19 protein-coding genes are annotated in these 18,567 nt (G+C 68.4%); 16 read left to right on the top strand and 3 right to left on the bottom strand.

Features of this window, described 5'->3' with window-relative positions:
• The first annotated feature begins 59 nt into the window (after positions 1-59).
• The 3 genes from ACMGEZ_RS28680 (at position 60) to ACMGEZ_RS28670 (ending at position 3,444) form a co-directional block, all read left to right on the top strand.
• Complete coding sequence (locus ACMGEZ_RS28680) at positions 60-1,043, top strand: Bug family tripartite tricarboxylate transporter substrate binding protein (protein WP_436825675.1); 984 nt, start codon at positions 60-62, stop codon at positions 1,041-1,043.
• Between the two features lie 8 nt (positions 1,044-1,051).
• Entirely contained in the window at positions 1,052-2,596 is a 1,545-nt protein-coding gene (locus tag ACMGEZ_RS28675; RefSeq protein WP_436825693.1) for an amidase, read from the top strand.
• A gap of 98 nt (positions 2,597-2,694) precedes the next feature.
• The gene (locus ACMGEZ_RS28670) at positions 2,695-3,444 is read left to right on the top strand and encodes a TerC family protein (RefSeq protein WP_436825674.1); all 750 of its coding nucleotides are present in this window, start codon (positions 2,695-2,697) and stop codon (positions 3,442-3,444) included.
• A gap of 102 nt (positions 3,445-3,546) precedes the next feature.
• Here the strand turns inward: ACMGEZ_RS28670 and ACMGEZ_RS28665 are convergent, their stop codons facing one another.
• The 3 genes from ACMGEZ_RS28665 to flgA form a co-directional block, all read right to left on the bottom strand.
• Complete coding sequence (locus ACMGEZ_RS28665) at positions 3,547-4,005, bottom strand: flagella synthesis protein FlgN (protein WP_436825673.1); 459 nt, start codon at positions 4,003-4,005, stop codon at positions 3,547-3,549.
• Between the two features lie 5 nt (positions 4,006-4,010).
• Positions 4,011-4,307 carry a flagellar biosynthesis anti-sigma factor FlgM gene (flgM, locus tag ACMGEZ_RS28660; RefSeq protein ID WP_436825672.1) on the bottom strand — a complete coding sequence of 99 codons (297 nt, stop codon included), beginning with the start codon at positions 4,305-4,307 and terminating at the stop codon, positions 4,011-4,013.
• Positions 4,308-4,395: 88 nt separating this feature from the next.
• Positions 4,396-5,097, bottom strand: coding sequence for a flagellar basal body P-ring formation chaperone FlgA (flgA, locus tag ACMGEZ_RS28655; RefSeq protein WP_436825671.1), 702 nt, complete (start codon positions 5,095-5,097; stop codon positions 4,396-4,398).
• Between the two features lie 160 nt (positions 5,098-5,257).
• Here flgA and flgB point away from each other — a divergent pair, with 160 nt between their 5' ends.
• The 13 genes from flgB to ACMGEZ_RS28590 all read left to right on the top strand — a co-directional run bounded on the left by flgB (position 5,258) and on the right by ACMGEZ_RS28590 (position 18,548).
• The gene (flgB, locus tag ACMGEZ_RS28650) at positions 5,258-5,665 is read left to right on the top strand and encodes a flagellar basal body rod protein FlgB (protein WP_436825670.1); all 408 of its coding nucleotides are present in this window, start codon (positions 5,258-5,260) and stop codon (positions 5,663-5,665) included.
• A 9-nt stretch (positions 5,666-5,674) separates the two neighbouring features.
• Positions 5,675-6,091 carry a flagellar basal body rod protein FlgC gene (gene flgC / locus ACMGEZ_RS28645; protein ID WP_436825669.1) on the top strand — a complete coding sequence of 139 codons (417 nt, stop codon included), beginning with the start codon at positions 5,675-5,677 and terminating at the stop codon, positions 6,089-6,091.
• A gap of 17 nt (positions 6,092-6,108) precedes the next feature.
• A complete protein-coding gene (locus ACMGEZ_RS28640; protein WP_436825668.1) occupies positions 6,109-6,792 on the top strand; it encodes a flagellar hook assembly protein FlgD in 684 nt (227 codons plus the stop codon).
• Positions 6,793-6,862: 70 nt separating this feature from the next.
• Entirely contained in the window at positions 6,863-8,074 is a 1,212-nt protein-coding gene (flgE, locus tag ACMGEZ_RS28635; RefSeq protein WP_436825667.1) for a flagellar hook protein FlgE, read from the top strand.
• A gap of 22 nt (positions 8,075-8,096) precedes the next feature.
• A complete protein-coding gene (gene flgF, locus ACMGEZ_RS28630; RefSeq protein WP_436825666.1) occupies positions 8,097-8,840 on the top strand; it encodes a flagellar basal-body rod protein FlgF in 744 nt (247 codons plus the stop codon).
• Positions 8,841-8,878: 38 nt separating this feature from the next.
• Positions 8,879-9,661, top strand: a complete 783-nt coding sequence (gene flgG / locus ACMGEZ_RS28625; protein WP_436825665.1) for a flagellar basal-body rod protein FlgG — start codon at positions 8,879-8,881, stop codon at positions 9,659-9,661.
• Between the two features lie 107 nt (positions 9,662-9,768).
• Positions 9,769-10,425 (top strand): flagellar basal body L-ring protein FlgH, encoded by a 657-nt coding sequence (locus tag ACMGEZ_RS28620; RefSeq protein WP_436825664.1) that lies wholly within the window; start codon positions 9,769-9,771, stop codon positions 10,423-10,425.
• A gap of 5 nt (positions 10,426-10,430) precedes the next feature.
• Positions 10,431-11,537 (top strand): flagellar basal body P-ring protein FlgI, encoded by a 1,107-nt coding sequence (locus ACMGEZ_RS28615; RefSeq protein WP_436825663.1) that lies wholly within the window; start codon positions 10,431-10,433, stop codon positions 11,535-11,537.
• Positions 11,538-11,546: 9 nt separating this feature from the next.
• Positions 11,547-12,518 (top strand): flagellar assembly peptidoglycan hydrolase FlgJ, encoded by a 972-nt coding sequence (flgJ, locus tag ACMGEZ_RS28610; protein WP_436825662.1) that lies wholly within the window; start codon positions 11,547-11,549, stop codon positions 12,516-12,518.
• 25 nt (positions 12,519-12,543) lie between these two features.
• Positions 12,544-13,050, top strand: coding sequence for a chemotaxis protein CheW (locus ACMGEZ_RS28605; protein WP_436825661.1), 507 nt, complete (start codon positions 12,544-12,546; stop codon positions 13,048-13,050).
• A gap of 153 nt (positions 13,051-13,203) precedes the next feature.
• Positions 13,204-14,874 (top strand): methyl-accepting chemotaxis protein, encoded by a 1,671-nt coding sequence (locus tag ACMGEZ_RS28600; RefSeq protein WP_436825660.1) that lies wholly within the window; start codon positions 13,204-13,206, stop codon positions 14,872-14,874.
• A gap of 16 nt (positions 14,875-14,890) precedes the next feature.
• Entirely contained in the window at positions 14,891-16,912 is a 2,022-nt protein-coding gene (locus ACMGEZ_RS28595) for a methyl-accepting chemotaxis protein (protein ID WP_436825659.1), read from the top strand.
• A gap of 40 nt (positions 16,913-16,952) precedes the next feature.
• Positions 16,953-18,548, top strand: a complete 1,596-nt coding sequence (locus tag ACMGEZ_RS28590) for a methyl-accepting chemotaxis protein (RefSeq protein WP_436825658.1) — start codon at positions 16,953-16,955, stop codon at positions 18,546-18,548.
• The last annotated feature ends 19 nt before the right edge of the window (positions 18,549-18,567 follow it).

The raw sequence follows: 18,567 nt of genomic DNA, 5'->3' as shown, positions 1-18,567 counted from the left end.
TGACAGCTGCTGCGCGGCGCCTCCCTCAACCTCCTGCCTTCCCATCTGCAAGAGCCCCGATGAAGATCTTCTCTGTCCTGGCCGGCTGCGCGCTGGCGTCCTCCCTGGTCTTGGTCGGCCCGAAAGCCGTCGCTGCCGAAGGCGACTTCCCATCGCGGCCCGTCTCGCTGGTGATTCCCTTCCCGCCCGGCGGGGCCACCGACGTGCTGGGCCGCGTGATCGGCGCCCGGCTGGGCAAGGAGCTGGGCCAGCCGGTGGTGATCGACAACCGCGCCGGCGCCGGGACCATCATCGGCGCGACCTACGTCTCCAAGGCCGCGCCGGACGGCTACACGCTGCTGGTGAGCTCCGGCACCACCTTCACGGTCAACCCGGCAATCCGCAGCAACCTGCCCTACGACCCGGTCAAGGGCTTCGACCCGATCGGCATCGCGGGCCGCACCGGCCTCATCCTGCTGGCGAACAAGGATGTCCCGGTGCAGACCTTCAAGCAGTTCGTCGACTACGTGAAGGCCTCGCCGGGCAAGTACGCCTACGGCTCGTTCGGCAGCGGCACCACCGCGCACTTCGCCGGCGAGACGCTCCTGAATGCTGCCGGGCTGAAGATGACGCACGTGCCCTACAAGGGCAGCGCGCCGGCCATGACCGATCTCATCGGCGGGCAGATCCCGTTCAGCGTCGACACGGTGAGCGCCGCCATTCCGCAGCTTGCCGGCGGCAAGGTCAAGGCGATCGTGGTGACCACCGCGAAGCGCTCGGCGCTGCTGCCCAACGTGCCCGCGATGGCCGAGAGCGGCTACCCCGGCATCGACATGGACACCTGGCTGATCTTCGCCGGTCCCAAGGGCCTGCCGCCCTCCGTCAGGGCGCGGCTCGAGAAAGCCCTGGCCGCGACCATGGCCGATCCGGACACCCGCGCGAAGCTGGTCGCGGCGGGCCTGGAGCCGGCCTACAGCAACGCGGCCGCAGCGAGCGAGCTGATCAACAAGGAACTGCCGCTGATGCGCGCCGTGGCCGCGCGGTCCAACATCACCGCGGACTGAGCATGGCCATGTCCGCACACACGGCTGGCGAGCTCGTCGAGACCTCCGCGGTCGAGCTGCGCCGCCTCATCGGTACCAAGGCACTCTCGCCGGTGGAGCTGCTGGAGGCCTGCATCGCGCAGATCGAGAAGCTGAACCCGTTCGTGAATGCGATCACGGCCACCTGCTTCGAGCGCGCGCGCGCCGAGGCACGCGCCGCCGAGGCGGCCGTGATGGCCGGCGATCCGCTCGGGCTTCTGCACGGCTTGCCGCTGGGCGTGAAGGATCTCGAGCCGACGGCGGGCCTGCTCACCACCTGGGGTTCGCCCCTGTTCCGCAACCATGTGCCGGCCGAGGACATCGAGCTGGTGGCGCGTCTGCGCCGGGCCGGGGCCATCGTGACCGGCAAGACGAACGTCCCCGAGATGGGCGCGGGCGCGAACTCTCGCAACGTGGTCTGGGGCGCGACCGGCAACCCCTTCAATCCTGATCTCAATGCGGGAGGATCCTCCGGCGGGTCCGCCGCCGCCCTGGCCTGCGACATGCTGCCGGTGTGCACCGGCTCAGACACCGGCGGGTCGCTCCGCATCCCTGCCGCCAAATGCGGCGTGGTGGGCTTCAGGCCTTCTCCCGGGATCGTTCCCAGCGTGCGCAAGCTGCTGGGCTGGACGCCGATCTCGGTCGTAGGCCCGATGGGGCGAACGGTCGAGGATGCCTGCCTGCAACTGGCCGCATCGGCCGGCATGCACCCCGGCGACCCGCTGAGCTATCCGCTCGACGCGCTGTCCTTCCGGAAGCCCGCCGACGTCGACCTGAGCCGCCTGCGCGTCGCATGGACAGAGGACTTCGGCGCCTGTGCGGTGGACGAGAACATCCGCGCCACCTTCCGCCGCAAGATCGAAGGCATGCGGCATCTCTTCCGGCGCTGCGACGAGATCCGGCTCGACCTCGGCGAGGTTCACAGGTGCTTCGACGTGCTGCGCGCCGAGGCCTTCGTCGCGGGCATGCAGGCTGCGTACGAGAAGGATCCGGACAGCCTGGGTCCCAACCCGCGCGCCAACTACGAGATGGGCGCGCGGATGAGCCTGCTGGACAGTGCCTGGGCGCAGGCCGAGCAGACCCGCCTGATCCGGAAGTTCCAGGACGTCTTCGCGGACGTCGACCTGATCCTGTCTCCCACCACGCCCGTCTCGCCCTTTCCGTGGACGCAGCTCTACGCGGACACGATCAACGGCGAACGGCAGGAGAACTACTACCGCTGGCTGGCGCTGACCTACGTGGTCACGCTGCTCACCCATCCCGCGATCACGTTGCCGTGCGGTGTCGATCACGCGGGCATGCCCTTCGGGCTGCAGATCGTCGGGGGCTTCAGGTCGGACCACCAGGTCCTGGGCGCCGCGCACGCGATGGAGCAAGCGTTCTCGTCCAGCGCCGAGCTGCGCCGCCCGCGCCCGGACCTGCAGGCGCTGGTGAAGTCGCGGCCGCAGCCGCCACTCCGATCCATCGTCACGGCCGCGCCCGACGCGCAGAGCGGTGGCCGCGGGTCGGGTCCGGGATCGGCCTCGGTCGTCTAGGTGTCCCGGCATCACCTGCCGGCCTGCCGGTAGGATCGGCGCTCCTCGCAAAAATGCTTAGGGCTGCCCTCGCGCCTCTACCGACACAAAGGACTTCGATGCTGGAACTCCTGACGGATCCACAAGCCTGGATCGCCTTCGCCACCCTCACCGCGCTCGAGCTCGTGCTGGGTATCGACAACATCATCTTCATTTCCATCCTGGTGGACAAGCTGCCTGCCGCGAAGCGCGATCTCGCGCGACGGCTCGGGCTCTTCATGGCGATGTTCATGCGCGTCGGGCTGCTGCTGGTGCTCGCCTGGATCGTCGGCCTGGTGGCCCCGCTCTTCTCGGTGGCCGGCGAGGACATCTCGGGCCGCGACCTGATCCTGATCCTCGGCGGACTGTTCCTGATCTGGAAGAGCACGACCGAGGTGCACCAGTCGCTGGAAGGCGGGCACGAGCAGAAATCCAGCGGGGCCGGCGCCACCTTCACCTCCGTCATCCTCCAGATCATGATCATCGACCTGGTGTTCTCGCTGGACTCGATCATCACGGCAGTGGGCATGGTGGACGACGTCCGGGTCATGATTGCTGCGGTGGTCGCCTCCGTGCTGCTGATGATGCTGTTCGCCCCTCCGATCGGCCGCTTCGTCTCCAACCATCCCACCATCAAGATGCTGGCGCTATCCTTCCTGGTGGTGGTGGGCGTCGTGCTCGTCGCGGAGGGCTTTGACCACCACGTGCCCAAGGGCTACGTGTACTTCGCGATGGCCTTCTCGCTGGGCGTGGAGATGCTCAACATCCGGATGCGCACCAAGGCGGCCAAGCGCGTGACCTTGAATCCGCCCCACGTGCCGGGCGACTGAAGGAGCTGCAGTTGCCCGTGCTGTGCCGTGACAGCAAGGAGCAAAGCGAGGCGCATGCAATCGCTGCAAGACCCTTCTCCACGAAAAGGGCGAGGCTCGTGCCTACCCCAGCGCCAGCCGCGTCCCCGTTCCGCCCACGGCCTTGCGGATTCCATCCGGCCCGTAGAAGGGCAGGGCCGCCGCCTGCAGGTAATGCAGCGCGTTGCGGGTGAAGTCGAGGTGGCCATGGACCATCGCGCCGTTGCGGCGGTTGCCGGCCTTGGCGCGCTCGGCGAGTTGCAGCAGGGAGGCCCAGGCCTCCTGCGCGGTGGTCCCGGCAGCCGCCGCAGCCGCGTCGGCACCCGCGCGGCCGGGCTCGAAGCCCATTGCCACCTGGGCCGATTCGCGGGCCCGGTCCAGCGCCGTCATGCGGTCGAGCAGGGCCGCCTTGCGTTCGGTCAGCGGCGCCAGGTCGGCGAAGAGGCCTTCCTGCATGGCCCGCTCCTCCTGCGCCAGCACGCCGAGGAACTCTTCGACGCAGGCCTTCTCGGCCAGCAGATGGGGCAGCAGCATGGCGCTCATCTGTCTCAGCCCTCGTTCTTTCCGCCGAGCAGGTCGCGCACGTTCTTCAGGAGGCCGTCGGCGATGCGCTCGGGATGCACGGTGTACTCGCCGGCAAGGATGGCCTTGCGGATCTCGGCGACGCGCGCCGCATCGAACTCGGTGTTGGGGCCGCTGGGCAGCGAATGAACCTGGGCCGAGGACAGCTGCACCGCCCCCTTGGCCTGTTCGGCGGCGTCGGCGCCGGCGGCCGGCTGGGCCTTGGCGCCCTGGGCCGCACGGGTGATGGAGGTGGCCGGGGAGGCGGGTTGGTCGATTTTCAAGATGGTTCCTCAAAGGGCTGATCGCTTTATCGGCAGGCCGGGCTCGAACTTTAGGGTCGATCCATGGGACGGGCTGTAACAGGCTCCCTCATTGCGCCAGCCGGATCTGGCCTTCCTCGTCGGCCACCCCGCTGACCAGGCGGCCGTCGCGCGTCTTGGCCTGGACGGTGGCGCCGATCTCCGCGCGGCTCAGGGCGCGCGCCTCGGTGCTGACGGTGAAGCCCGCTCCCTCCGCGACCACCTGCACCGTCTGGCCCTGCTGGATCACGACCGTGCCGCGCAGCTGCTCGCGCCGCAGCGGCGCGCCGGGGGCGATGCGGTTGGTGGCCACCATGCCCTTGAGCTCGGCCGGGTCGACCACGATCGACTTCGGCAGCGCCGTCAGGTCGCCGGTGCGCGCCGCGACGTCGCCGGCACCCAGCGGCCGGCCGGCCTCGATGGCGCGCGCGGCCACCAGGTAGCGCCCTTCCAGCGCGACGTGCGCCTGCACATAGCGTGTCCACGGCCGCTCGCCCGGGCAGCGCAGGCCGACCGAGACGCGGCCCCGGGCGGAGGCGCCGTTCGGCAGGAAGGCTTCGAGCGCGTCGCAGGCCGGAAGGGCCGAGCCCGGCAGCGTCACACGGATGCGGGCCTGGCCCGGCAGGCCGGCGGTCTGCGTCTTCAAAAACTGCTCGACCACGCCGCGTGCATCGTTGCCTTCCGGCGCCGCGGCCATGCAGGCGCCAGCGCCCAGGCCGGTGGCCAAAACCACCGGGAGAAAGCGAAGGAATAGGCGGGTCTTGTCCATCATCGGTGGCCAGATTCTAGGAAGGGCGAGCCGCGCGCCAAGGTGCGAAGTGCACGCCAAATGCCCCTTTGTTCGACCCATTGCAAAAGCAGGTCGTGCATAGACTCGCTTTCCATCTGTCGCCACGCCTTCCCCTGGCCGCGACGCCAACGATGGAGTCCCCATGATCGACAAGCTGGATGCAGCGCTTCGGTTCAGCCGCGAAGCCCTGAACCTCCGGGCCCAGCGCCAGGAAGTGCTGGCCGCCAACATCGCGCACGCCGACACGCCCAACTACAAGGCGCGGGACTTCGACTTCGCGAGCCGGCTCAGCCAGGCGGTGGAGCAGGGCCGCGGCGGCGCCTCGGTGAGCATGGCCACCACCTCGTCGCGCCACCTGCAGGGCGAGGCCTCGGCGATGCCCGATGCCGACCTGCTCTACCGCGTGCCGTCGCAATCCAGCATCGACGGCAACACCGTCGAGATGGATGCCGAGCGCATCGCCTTCGCCGACAACGCGCTGCGCTACGAGGCCAACCTCACCGTCACCAGCGCCAAGATCAAGTCGCTGTTGGCGGCGGCGCAGCAATAAGGAGCCGCGATGCCCTTTTCCAGCGCCTCCATGAACATCTTCGACGTCGCGGGCTCCGCGATGGCCGCGCAGTCGCAGCGCATGAACGTGACCGCGAGCAACCTGGCCAACGCCGAAAGCGTGGCCGGCCCCGACGGCCAGCCCTACCGCGCCAAGCAGGTCATGTTCGAAGTCGCGGCCTCGGGCCAGCAGGACATCGGCGGCGTGAAGGTCGCCGGCGTGGTCGAGGACAGCTCGCCCGCCAAGTTGGTCTACGACCCCAAGAGCCCGCATGCCAACGCACAGGGCTACGTGAGCATGCCCAACGTGAACGTGGTCGAGGAGATGACCAACATGATCTCCGCCTCGCGCAGCTACCAGGCCAACGTCGAGGTGCTCAACACCGCCAAGACGCTGATGCTGAAGACGCTGACGGTCGGCCAATAACCCATCGACAACAAGCCATGGCCATCAACGACGCCCTCTCTTCCCTCAACGGAACCAGTTCGACCCCCCAGAACGGCAACACCGTGAGCGGTTCCGACAGCGAACAGCGCTTTCTCAAGCTGCTGGTGACGCAGCTCAACAACCAGGACCCGCTCAACCCCATGGAGAACGCCGAGCTCACCTCGCAGCTCGCGCAGATGAGCACGGTCAGCGGCATCGAGAAGCTCAACAGCACGCTGTCGGGCCTGGTCAACCAGACCGGCTCCAACCAGGTGCTGCAGGCCGCCTCGCTGATTGGCTACAACGTGCTGTCGCCGGGCAACCAGCTCGGCACCTCCGCGCCCAAGGACGGCGAGGAGCCTGCGCCCGTGCCCTTCGCGGTGCAACTGCCGGGCACGGCCGGCGACGTGCAGGTCAAGATCGTCGACGCCGCGGGCCGCACCGTGCGCACCCTCGAGCTGGGCTCCATGACGGAGGGCGTCAACGCGGTGACCTGGGACGGCAAGGCCGACGACGGCTCGGCAGTGCCGGCCGGCAACTACAGCTTCTCGGTGGTCGCCACCAACGACGGCACCAACGTCGAGGCCACCGCGCTCACCTTCGCGCAGGTCGCGGCCGTCAAGCAGGGCACGAACGGCGTCACGCTGGAGCTGGCCAACGGCCGAAGCATCGGCCTCGACGACGTGCGGATGTATCTCTGAACCCTTCTCTCCGGGCCTCTTGCGTGGACGCAGGGGCCGCTTCATCCACGCACAGCAACAAGGATCGATCATGAGTTTCTCCCAGGGCATCAGCGGCCTGAACGTGGCCGCCGCCAACCTCGACGTCATCGGCAACAACATCGCCAATTCGGGCACCGTGGGCTACAAGTCGGCGGCCGCCACCTTCCAGGACATCTACGCCGGTTCGCGCATCGGGCTGGGCGCCTCGGTGTCGGGCGTGGTGCAGAACTTCACCCAGGGCGTCACGCAGACCAGCAGCCGCCCGCTCGACGTGGCCATCCTCAACGGCGACGGCTTCTTCCGCCTCTCCAGCCCCAGCGGCGAGGTGATGTACTCGCGCAACGGCCAGTTCACCCGCGACAAGGAAGGCTACATCGTCAACAGCCAGGGCCTGCGCCTCACCGGCTATGGCGTGACGGCGGCCGGCGGCCTCTCCGGCGGCACGCCCACCGCGCTGCAGGTGCAGACGGCATCGATGAACCCCAACGCCACCACCGGCGTCCAGGCCGAGTTCAACCTCGACTCGCGCCTGGCCGTCCCCAGCAAGACGCCCTTCGACGCGACCGATTCCGGCACCTTCAATTACTCCAACTCCATCGGCCCGGTGTACGACTCGCTGGGCAACCCGCACGAGCTCACCGCCTACTTCGTGAAGACCGGCGCCAATGCCTGGGACGTCTATGCGCAGGCCGACGGCGCGGCGATCGGCGCCGGCGCCATCACCAGCCTCACCTTCGACACCAACGGCAACCTCACGGCTCCCGTCGGCGGCACCTTCAACATCGCCGGCCTGAACTTCGGCAACGGCTCCGCCGCAGTGAACATGGCCGTGGACCTCTCGGGCACCACCCAGTTCGGCAATGCCAACGGCATGAACAAGCTGAGCCAGGACGGCTACACCTCCGGCACGCTGACCGCCTTCTCGATCAATCCCGACGGCACCATCACCGGCAAGTTCTCGAACGAGCAGACCAAGCTGATGGGCCAGGTGGTGCTGTCCAGCTTCGCCAACCCCAACGGCCTGGAGCCCAAGGGCGGCAACGCCTGGGCCGAGACCCAGGCCTCGGGCCCGGCGCTCACCGGCACGCCGGGCGAGGGCACCAAGCAGGGCTCGCTCGAATCGGGCGCGCTCGAGGCTTCCAACGTGGACCTCACCTCCGAGCTGGTGAACCTGATCGTCGCCCAGCGCAGCTACCAGGCCAATGCGCAGACGGTGAAGACGCAGGACCAGGTGGTCCAGACGCTCATCAACATCCGCTGAGCGGCCCCAGGAGTAGCACCCAGTGGACCGCATGCTCTATGTCGCCATGAGCGGCGCCAAGCAGGCCATGGAACAGCAGGCCTCTGTCGCCAACAACATGGCGAACGTCTCGACGCCGGGCTTTCGGGCGCAGGTCAACAGCTTCCGCGCGGTGCCGGTGGTGGGCGAGGAGCCGACCACGCGCGCCTTCGTGGTCACCACCACGCCGGGCGCCGACTTCAGCCACGGCCCGCTGACGCAGACCGGCCGCGACCTCGATGTCGCGGTGCATGGCGACGGCTGGCTGGTGGTGCAGACCCCCGACGGCGGCGAGGCCTACACCCGCGTGGGCAACCTGCAGGTCGGGGCCGACGGCCAGCTGCTGACCATGGGCGCGCGCCCGGTGGTGGGCGAAGGCGGCGCACTGGTGGTGCCGCCCGGCTCCAAGGTGCAGATCGCCGCCAACGGCGCCATCACCGCGCGCGGCGCCGGCGATCCGCTGGTGGGCGTGGCCGAGGTCGGCCGCCTCAAGCTCGTCAACCCGCCAACCGCCGACCTGGTGCGCGGCGACGACGGCCTGTTCCGCATGCGCGAGGGCCTGCCGCCGGCCGAGGCCGACGCGGCCGTGACCGTTGCCAGCGGCGCGGTCGAGGGCAGCAACGTCAATCCGGTCGAGGCCATGGTTTCCATGATCGCTCAGGCCCGCAGCTTCGAGATGCAGATGAAGTCGATGCAGACCGCGAACGAGAACGCGCAGTCGGCCAACAAGCTGCTCGCGTACGGCTAAGCCGCCGACGCAATCCACCCATTCAAAGGATCCCCGCCATGATGCGCTCGCTCTATATCGCCCAGACCGGCCTCGAGGCCCAGCAGACCCAGCTGGACGTGGTCTCCAACAACCTGGCCAACGTCGGCACCTCCGGCTTCAAGCGCAGCCGCGCGGTGTTCGAGGACCTGATGTACCAGAACCTGCGCCAGGTCGGCGGCCAGACCTCCGACCAGACGCGCCTGCCCTCGGGCCTGCAGGTCGGCACCGGCGTGCACGTGGTCGCGACCGAGCGCATCCACGCGCAAGGCAACATGACCAAGACCGACAACCCGAAGGACGTGGCGATCAACGGCGCCGGCTTCTTCCAGGTGCTGATGCCCGACGGCACCACCTCGTACACCCGCGACGGCTCCTTCCAGACCGACCGCGACGGCCAGCTGGTGACCGCCAGCGGCTTCCCGGTGCAGCCGGCCATCACCATCCCGCAGAACGCCACCAGCATCACCATCGGCCGCGACGGCATGGTCTCGGTCACGCAGGCCGGCAGCACTGCGACCGTGCAGGTCGGGCAGCTGCAGCTCGCCACCTTCCTCAACCCCGCGGGCCTGCAGAGCCTGGGGGAGAACCTCTATGCCGAGACCGATTCCTCCGGCGCGCCCAACCAGCTGAACCCGGGCCTCGAGGGCGCCGGCATCCTGAGCCAGGGCTACGTGGAGGCTTCCAACGTCAACGTGGTGGAGGAGCTGGTCAACATGATCGCGACGCAGCGCGCGTACGAGATCAACAGCAAGGCAGTGCAGACCTCCGACCAGATGCTGCAGCGGTTGGCCCAGCTATGACCTCCCCCAGGTTGGCCCACTTCGTGTGGCCGCCCACCCCCTCACCGGGGGCGACACCAGCGGCCCGGCAAAGCCGGTTCCGCGGTGTCCCTGGAAGGAGTGTGGCGGTGTTACTGGGTCTCGTGCTGGCCACCGGTTGCGCGCAGATCCCGCGCGAGCCGCTGGTGCACCAGCCGATGACGGCGCGCTCCAACCCCTACGCGCCCCTGCCGGCGCCGCGCGCCACCGGCGCCATCTTCCGCGACGGGCCGGGCGCCAACGCGCTGTTCGAGGACCGCCGCCCGCGCAACATCGGCGACATCCTGACCATCGTCATCAGCGAGAAGGTCAACGCCAGCAAGAACTCTGGCGCCAACGCCAGCCGCAACGGCAGCCTCACCGCCGCGTTTCCGACCATTCCCAAGCTGCTCGGCGGGCTGCTGGACGACCAGGACGCCAAGCTCTCGGGCAACAACGTCCTTACCGCCAAGGGCGGCGCCAACGCCAACAACACCTTCAACGGCGTGATCACGGTCACCGTGGTGGACGTGATGCCCAACGGCAACCTGCTGGTATCCGGCGAGAAGCAGATGGGCATCAACCAGGGCACCGAGTTCATCCGCTTCTCGGGCGTGGTGAACCCGCGCACCGTCTCGGGCAGCAACACCGTGCCTTCCACGCTGGTGGCCGATGCGCGCATCGAATACACGGCCAAGGGCTACATCGACGAGGCGCAGCACATGGGCTGGATGCAACGCTTCTTCTTGAACGTCATGCCGTTCTGATCCACATGAAATCCATTCGATCGACCTTCGCTCTTGCGGCCCTGTGCATGGCCGCCCTCTGCATGCCCGTCCATGCCGAGCGCATCAAGGAACTGGCCAGCATCCAGGGCGTGCGCGACAACCCGCTGATCGGCTACGGCCTGATGGTGGGCCTCGACGGCACGGGCGACCAGACCATGCAGACGCCCTTCACCACGCAGAGCCTCAACAACATGCTGCAGCAGCTGGGCATCAGCATCCCGGCCGGCGTGAACATGCAGCTCAAGAACGTGGCGGCGGTGATGGTCACGGCCACGCTGCCGTCCTTCGCGCGGCCGGGCCAGAACATCGACGTCACGGTCTCCTCCATGGGCAACGCCAAGAGCCTGCGCGGCGGCACGCTGCTGATGACGCCGCTCAAGGGCGTGGACGGCGCGACCTACGCGATCGCGCAGGGCAACATGGTGGTCGGCGGCGCCGGCGCCTCGGCCAGCGGCAGCAAGGTGCAGATCAACCAGCTGAGCTCGGGCCGCATCCCCGGCGGTGCGCTGGTGGAGCGCACGGTGGAAGCACCGGTGGGCGGCGAGGGCACCTTCTCGCTGGAGCTCAACCGCTCCGACTTCGGCACCGCGCAGCGCGTGGTGGAAGCCATCAACCGCCAGCTCGGCCCCGGCACCGCCGATGCGGCCGACGCCCGCATGATCCGCGTGCGCGCGCCGGAAGCGCAGGAGCGCGTCAGCTTCCTCGCCCGGCTGGAGAACATCGAGGTGACGCCGATGCAGGCGGTCGCGCGCGTGGTGATCAACGCGCGCACCGGCTCGGTGGTGATGAACCAGGCGGTGCGCGTCAACGACTGCGCAGTGGCCCACGGCAACCTGTCGGTGGTCATCAACACCGAGCCGGTGATCAGCCAGCCCGGACCCTTCTCGGGCGGCTCGACGGTGGTCGCGCAGACCTCGCAGATCTCGGTCTCGCAGGGCGGCGGCGCGCTGCAGATGGTGCGTGGCGGAGCCTCGCTCTCGGACGTGATCAAGGGCCTGAACAGCCTGGGCGCCAATCCACAGGACCTGGTCTCCATCCTGCAGGCGATGAAGAGCGCGGGCGCGCTGCGCGCCGAACTCGAGATCATCTGAGGCCGCGGCATGGCGATGACCACCGACAACCGCAGCGCCGCGCTCGACCAGCGCTTCGCGCTCGACGTGCAGGGCGTCGACGCGCTGCGGCGCACCGTGCGCAGCTCGCCCGAAGAAGGGCTGAAGCAGGTGTCGCGGCAGTTCGAGGCGCTGTTCATGAACATGGTGCTCAAGAGCATGCGCCAGGCGGTGCCCCAGAGCGGGCTGCTCGACAGCCAGAACGAGAAGCTGTACCTGTCGATGTTCGATCAGCAGCTCACGCAGAACCTCTCGGGGCGCGGCGTGGGGCTGGCCGAAGCGATGCTCGCGCAGCTGAGCCGCGGCCTTCCATCGGCCGTGCCGGAGGGCGATGGCGATGCCGAGGGCATGTCGCTGGCGCCGCCGGCTGGCTTCGCGCTCAAGCCGCAGGCAGGCGTTCCGCTGGGCTCTTCGCCGATGCCGGCGGCGGTGCCTGCGGCGCGGCGTTCCGCGGACCTGAGCATCTACCAGAGCAACGTCGAGCGCGCGCCCGCCACCGTGGATTCGCTGCAGGGCAAGGTCGACGCCTTCGTCGACCGGATGGGCGCGTCGGCACAGGCGGCGAGCGAAGCCAGCGGCGTGCCCGCGCCGCTGATCCTGGCGCAGGCCGCGCTCGAATCGGGCTGGGGCAAGCGCGAGATCCGCGCCGACGACGGCACCCAGAGCCACAACCTGTTCGGCATCAAGGCCGATCGCAGCTGGAAGGGCCCGACGGTCGAGACCACCACCACCGAGTACGTGGACGGCGAGCCGCAGAAGGTGCGCGCGAAGTTCCGCGCCTACGGCTCCTACGAGGAGGCCTTCACCGACTACGCGAAGTTCATCACGCGCAACCCGCGCTACGCCAACGTGCTGGCCACCGACGACCCTGCCGCTGCCGCGCACGGCCTGCAGAAGGCGGGCTACGCCACCGATCCGCAGTACGGGCACAAGCTCGTTCGCATCATGCAGAAGTTCACCTGAACGCCATCCACAAAGGAAGACCTCCATGGCTGAAATCGCAAGCCTGCGCCCGCAGGCCGACGTCCCGGTATCCCACGGCAACCGGCTGGAGGTGGTCACCTTCACGCTGGGCGAGGAGGAATACGGCATCGACATCCAGAAGGTGCAGGAGCTGCGCGGCTACGACGCGGTGACGCGCATCGCCAACGCGCCGGAATTCATCAAGGGGGTGGTGAATCTGCGCGGGATCATCGTTCCGATCATCGACATGCGCATCAAGTTCGCGCTGGGCACGCCGACGTACGACCAGTTCACGGTGGTGATCGTGCTGAACATCGGCGGGCGCGTGGTGGGGATGGTGGTGGACAGCGTGTCGGATGTGATCACGCTGAGCGCGGAGCAGATCAAGCCAGCGCCGGAGATGGGTTCGGCGCTGGACACGGACTACCTGATCGGGCTGGGCACGCTGGAAGAGCGGATGCTGATCCTGGTGGACATCGACCGCCTGATGTCCAGCGAAGAGATGGGCTTGATCGAAAAGATCGCAGCCTGACATGGCTCTCCCCCAGGTTGGCTCACTTCGTGTAGCCGCCCACCCCCTCACCGGGGGCAACACCAGCGGCCCGGCAAAGCCGGTTCCGCGGTGTTCCACCAACGGGCCTGGCTTCGCCGGCCGGGTTTTTTGCAAGACAAGGAGGATATTGAAATGAAGAACTGGAAGATCGGCACCCGCCTGGGCGTCGGATTCGCGCTGGTGCTGGCATTGCTGGCCATCGTCGCGGGCATCGGCGTGTTCCGCCTGCAGAACGTGGGCGAGGCCACGGAGGAGATGGTGAAGCGCTCGCTGGTGAAGGAGCGCCTGGCCGCGACCTGGCTGCAGAACACCAGCAACAACAGCGTGCGCACCTTCGCGCTGCTCAAGAGCAACGACGCCGAGGTGCAGGACTACCTGCAGAAGAACATCACCAAGACCAGCGCGCTCATCTCCGAGACGCAGAAGAAGCTCGAGGAGCTGCTGGACACGCCCGAGGAGCAGGCGATCAGCGCCGACATCAAGACCCGGCGCGGCGAATACATCGGCCTGCGCAACTCCATCCTCAAGCTCAAGGCCGAAGGCCGCCCGGATGAAGCGGCGCGGCTCACCAACGAGAAGCTGATCCCGATGCTCGACGCCTACGACGCCAGCATCCGCAGCATGCTGACGCACCAGGCCGCGCGCATCGATCACGCCGCAGGTTCCGTCGACGCGCTCTACCGCTCCGGCCGCATGAACGTGATCGCACTGGCCCTGGTCGCGCTGGCGCTGGGCGCGGTGCTGGCCTGGCTGCTGACGCGCAGCATCACCCGCCCGCTCAACGAGGCGGTGCAGGTCGCGCAGACCGTGGCCGCCGGCGACCTGCGTAGCGAGGTGCTGGTGAAGACGCGCGACGAGACCGGCCTGCTCATGCAGGCGCTCCAGGGCATGAATGCCAACCTGGCGCGCGTGGTGGGCCAGGTGCGCAACGGCACCGACGCCATCGCCACGGCATCCGGCGAGATCGCGTCAGGCAACCAGGATCTCTCGTCGCGTACCGAGGAGCAGGCCAGCTCGCTGCAAGAGACGGCCGCCTCGATGGAAGAGCTGACCTCCACCGTCAAGCAGAACGCCGACAACGCGCGGCAGGCGAATCAACTCGCGCTCTCGGCCTCCGAGGTGGCGGTCAAGGGCGGCCACATGGTCAACCAGGTGGTGGACACGATGGCGTCCATCCACGCCTCCTCGAGGAAGGTCGTCGACATCATCGGCGTCATCGACGGCATCGCCTTCCAGACCAACATCCTGGCGCTCAACGCCGCGGTGGAAGCCGCGCGCGCCGGTGAGCAGGGCCGCGGTTTCGCGGTGGTGGCCTCCGAAGTGCGCAACCTCGCGCAGCGCTCCGCTGCCGCAGCGAAAGAAATCAAGGGCCTGATCGACGACTCGGTGGGCAAGGTCGACGCCGGCACGGCGCTGGTGGGCGAAGCGGGCAAGACGATGGAAGAGATCGTGGGCAGCATCCGCCGCGTGACCGACATCGTGGGCGAGATCAGCGCGGCGAGCCACGAGCAGACCCAGGGCATCGAGCAGATCAACCAGGCGATCACGCAGATGGACCAGGTGACGCAGCAGAACGCGGCGCTGGTGGAAGAGGCCGCTGCCGCGGCGCAATCGATGCAGGAGCAGGCCGGCAGCCTGGTGCGGGCGGTGAGCGTGTTCAGGCTCGATGCCGGCGCGCAGGCCATTCGCATCGAGGCTTCGCCTTCGCCTTCGAGTCCGCCGGAGAAGAAGGAACGCCTGCTTTCCGGGCCCCCGCCCACGAGCGGGCGCGTTGCCGCCGGCGGCGACTGGACCGAGTTCTGAGCTGGAGAAGGCCGTGATGAACACCGTGAACCCCTCCAAGCGCGACCCTTCCTTCGTCTCCCTGACCCGCACCATGACCCTCGGCGCCGCCGCGGGCATGCTCCTGGTGGCGGCGCTCGTGCTGGCTGTCTTCTACGCGCTGGCCTCCTCGCAGCAGCAACGCAGCGCCGCGCAGTACGCCAATGCCAAGGCCGAGGCCGTCGCCCGCTCGCTGGACATCTTCGACCAGACCATGCGCCTCGGCGCGGAGAACGCCTTCGGCATCTTCCAGCGCCAGTTCTCGGGCAGCTTTGCGCTCGATGCGGGCGCAGGGGGCGGGCTGAACATCGGCGGCACGCCGATCGACGCCGCGCGCATCGCCGAGGTGGATGCCTTCGCGCGCGACTTTCCCGGTGCCAACGCCACCGTGTTCGTGGCGCAGGGCGAGGACTTCCGCCGCATCACCACCTCGGTCAAGAAGGAGAACGGAGACCGGGCCGTCGGCACGCTGCTCGACCGCAAGAGCGGCGCGTATCCCGTTCTGCGCGAGGGCAAGCGCTTCGTGGGTCGCGTCATGCTGTTCGGGCGCCCCTTCATGACGGTCTACGAGCCGGTGCGCGACGCGGCGGGCCGCGTGATCGCCGTGCTCTACATCGGCCTGGACATCTCGCAGCAGCAGGCTGCCCTCGGCGAAGCCGTGAAGAAGACGCGGATCTTCGACACCGGCGGGCTCTACATCGTGAATCCTGCGGGCGGAGCCGCCGCGGCGACGCTGGTCTTTCATCCGACGGCGGCCGGCAAGAAGCTGGCCGAGCTCCTGCCGGGCGACGAATCGGCCGCATGGCTGGAGCGGATCTCGGCCAAGGAGGCCCTGTGGATCGACGACGCTCGGGCCGTGCTCGCACCGGCGGACGGGCGGCAGCGCCAGGCCTCCGTGGCGAGGAGCGAGACGACGGGCTGGCTGGTGGTGGCGGAAGTGCCCACCTCCGAAGTGCTGGCGGCGCTCTACCACCAGATGGCGTGGCTGGGCGGCTGCATCACGCTGGCCACCGTGCTGCTGGGGGCGGCGCTGATCGTCTTCATCCGCCGTACCGTGCGGCCACTGGGGCTTCTGAGCGTGCATGTGCAGGCGCTCGGGCGGGGCGACCTGTCGCGGCAGCTGGAGTCCGATCGGCGCGACGAGATGGGCGTGATCACCCGCGCCGTGGAGGCCATGCGCCAGGGCCTGGCCGGCGTGGTGGGCGGCGTGCGGCAGGGCACCGATGCCATTGCCACCGCCTCCGGCCAGATCTCGGCCGGCAATCAGAACCTGTCCTCGCGCACCGAGGAACAGGCGAGTTCGCTGCAGCAGACCGCGGCTTCGATGGAAGAGCTGACCTCCACCGTCAAGCAGAACGCCGACAACGCGCGGCAGGCGAATCTGCTCGCGCTCTCGGCTTCCGAGGTGGCGGTGAAGGGCGGCAGCGTGGTCAACCAGGTGGTGAGCACCATGGCCTCGATCCACGCCTCGTCGAAGAAGATCGTCGACATCATCGGCGTCATCGACGGCATCGCCTTCCAGACCAACATCCTCGCGCTCAATGCCGCGGTGGAAGCGGCACGCGCCGGCGAGCAGGGCCGCGGCTTCGCGGTGGTGGCCTCCGAAGTGCGCAACCTCGCGCAGCGCTCCGCTGCCGCAGCGAAAGAAATCAAGGGCCTGATCGACGACTCGGTGGGCAAGGTCGACGCCGGCACGGCGCTGGTGGGCGAAGCGGGCAAGACGATGGAAGAGATCGTGGGCAGCATCCGCCGCGTGACCGACATCGTGGGCGAGATCAGCGCGGCGAGCCACGAGCAGACCCAGGGCATCGAGCAGATCAACCAGGCGATCACCCAGATGGACCAAGTGACGCAGCAGAACGCGGCGCTGGTGGAAGAAGCCGCTGCCGCGGCGCAGTCGATGCAGGAACAGGCCGGCAGGCTGGTCGAGGCAGTGAGCGTGTTCAAGCTGGAAGCCCCCGAGCCCACCCTTCTTCTCGAACGCGGGACTCAAGACTGGCGCGCAACTGCCGATAACTGATCGAGCACCGCACCAACACCCGTTCCGAAAGACAGCCAACATGTCCTACCTGCCGAACCTGCGCTCGATGAGCATTGCGAAGAAGCTCGGTCTTTTCACCTGCAGCGCCGTCGCCGGCATCCTGCTGTTGACCGCGCTCTTTCTGGTGTCCGAGCGCAAGCTGATCCTCGAGGACCGCCAGGCCGGCGTGCGCCAGGTCGTCGAGGCCGCGCATGGCCTGCTGGTCCACTACCACGCGCTGGCGGCTAAGGGCGAGCTGAGCGAGGCGCAGGCCCAGCAGCAGGCGATGCAGGCGATCCGCGGCCTGCGCTACAGCGGCAACGAATATCTCTGGCTCAACGACATGACGCCCCGGATGCTGATGCATCCGATCAACCCCGCGCTGGAGAACAAGGACCTCTCGGACAACAAGGACCCCAATGGCAAGCGCCTGTTCGTCGAGTTCGTGAACATGGTGAAGGCGCATGAGGCGGGCTTCGTCCCCTACATGTGGCCCAAGCCGGGCAGCAAGGACCCGGTGGCGAAGGTCTCCTACGTCAAGGGCTTCGCGCCCTGGGGCTGGATCATCGGCTCGGGCGTGTACATGGACCAGGTCGAGGCCGCGATCCTCGGCCGCCTGGCGGAGTTCTCGGTCTATGCGCTGGGCCTGGCCGCGCTGCTGTTCGCCTTCGGCTGGATGCTGTCGCGCGGGCTGCTGCGGCAACTGGGCGGCGAGCCGGCGCATGCGGCGGGCATCACCCGCCGCATCGCCGAGGGCGACCTGGCCGTGGCCATCGAGCTGAAGCGGGGCGACGAGGCCAGCCTGCTGCATGCGATCGCCGGCATGCGCAACAGCATCGCGACCATCGTCGGCCAGGTGCGCAGCGGCACCGACACCATCGCCACCGCCTCGGGCCAGATCGCCGCCGGCAACCACGACCTGTCGGCGCGCACCGAAGAGCAGGCCAGCTCGCTGGAAGAGACCGCGGCCTCGATGGAGGAGCTGACCTCCACCGTCAAGCAGAACGCAGACAACGCCAACCAGGCCAACCAGCTCGCGCTGGCCGCCTCGGAAGTCGCGAAGAAGGGCGGCGGCGTGGTCGGGCAGGTGGTGGGCACCATGGGCTCGATCAATGCCTCGTCCAGGAAGATCGTGGACATCATCGGCGTGATCGACGGCATCGCGTTCCAGACCAACATCCTGGCGCTCAATGCCGCGGTGGAAGCAGCGCGGGCCGGCGAGCAGGGCCGTGGCTTCGCGGTGGTGGCTGCCGAAGTGCGCAGCCTGGCACAGCGCTCGGCCGCGGCGGCCAAGGAGATCAAGGGCCTGATCGACGACTCGGTGTCCAAGGTGGATGCGGGCACGGCGCTGGTCGGCGAGGCCGGCCGAACCATGGAGGAGATCGTCGAGAGCATCCGTCGCGTGACCGACATCGTCGGCGAGATCACCGCCGCCAGCCGTGAGCAGGCCTCCGGCATCGAGCAGGTCAACCAGGCCATCGCGCAGATGGACCAGGTGACGCAGCAGAACGCGGCACTGGTGGAACAGGCGTCGGCCGCGGCGCAGTCCATGCAGGAGCAGGCCGGCAGCCTTGTCGAGGCGGTGCGCGTCTTCAAGCTCGACAGCGGCGCCCCGCTGGCCCGGCCTTCCCATTGACGAAACGAAATTTCCAAGA

This window comes from Variovorax stachyos (assembly GCF_051400855.1).
Lineage (GTDB): Bacteria > Pseudomonadota > Gammaproteobacteria > Burkholderiales > Burkholderiaceae_C > Variovorax.
The sequence above is the reverse complement of the archived record's forward strand: the minus strand, read 5'-3'. Positions and strand labels throughout refer to the sequence as shown.

Coding starts and splice junctions, on each gene's coding strand:
- ACMGEZ_RS28605 (WP_436825661.1), top strand. CDS start 12,544: ATGGCTGAAATCGCAAGCCTGCGCCCGCAGGCCGACGTCCCGGTATCC.
- ACMGEZ_RS28670 (WP_436825674.1), top strand. CDS start 2,695: ATGCTGGAACTCCTGACGGATCCACAAGCCTGGATCGCCTTCGCCACC.
- flgG (WP_436825665.1), top strand. CDS start 8,879: ATGATGCGCTCGCTCTATATCGCCCAGACCGGCCTCGAGGCCCAGCAG.
- ACMGEZ_RS28615 (WP_436825663.1), top strand. CDS start 10,431: ATGAAATCCATTCGATCGACCTTCGCTCTTGCGGCCCTGTGCATGGCC.
- ACMGEZ_RS28640 (WP_436825668.1), top strand. CDS start 6,109: ATGGCCATCAACGACGCCCTCTCTTCCCTCAACGGAACCAGTTCGACC.
- ACMGEZ_RS28590 (WP_436825658.1), top strand. CDS start 16,953: ATGTCCTACCTGCCGAACCTGCGCTCGATGAGCATTGCGAAGAAGCTC.
- flgC (WP_436825669.1), top strand. CDS start 5,675: ATGCCCTTTTCCAGCGCCTCCATGAACATCTTCGACGTCGCGGGCTCC.
- flgB (WP_436825670.1), top strand. CDS start 5,258: ATGATCGACAAGCTGGATGCAGCGCTTCGGTTCAGCCGCGAAGCCCTG.
- ACMGEZ_RS28595 (WP_436825659.1), top strand. CDS start 14,891: ATGAACACCGTGAACCCCTCCAAGCGCGACCCTTCCTTCGTCTCCCTG.
- ACMGEZ_RS28665 (WP_436825673.1), bottom strand. CDS start 4,005: ATGAGCGCCATGCTGCTGCCCCATCTGCTGGCCGAGAAGGCCTGCGTC.
- flgJ (WP_436825662.1), top strand. CDS start 11,547: ATGGCGATGACCACCGACAACCGCAGCGCCGCGCTCGACCAGCGCTTC.
- ACMGEZ_RS28675 (WP_436825693.1), top strand. CDS start 1,052: ATGTCCGCACACACGGCTGGCGAGCTCGTCGAGACCTCCGCGGTCGAG.
- ACMGEZ_RS28680 (WP_436825675.1), top strand. CDS start 60: ATGAAGATCTTCTCTGTCCTGGCCGGCTGCGCGCTGGCGTCCTCCCTG.
- flgE (WP_436825667.1), top strand. CDS start 6,863: ATGAGTTTCTCCCAGGGCATCAGCGGCCTGAACGTGGCCGCCGCCAAC.
- ACMGEZ_RS28600 (WP_436825660.1), top strand. CDS start 13,204: ATGAAGAACTGGAAGATCGGCACCCGCCTGGGCGTCGGATTCGCGCTG.
- flgA (WP_436825671.1), bottom strand. CDS start 5,097: ATGATGGACAAGACCCGCCTATTCCTTCGCTTTCTCCCGGTGGTTTTG.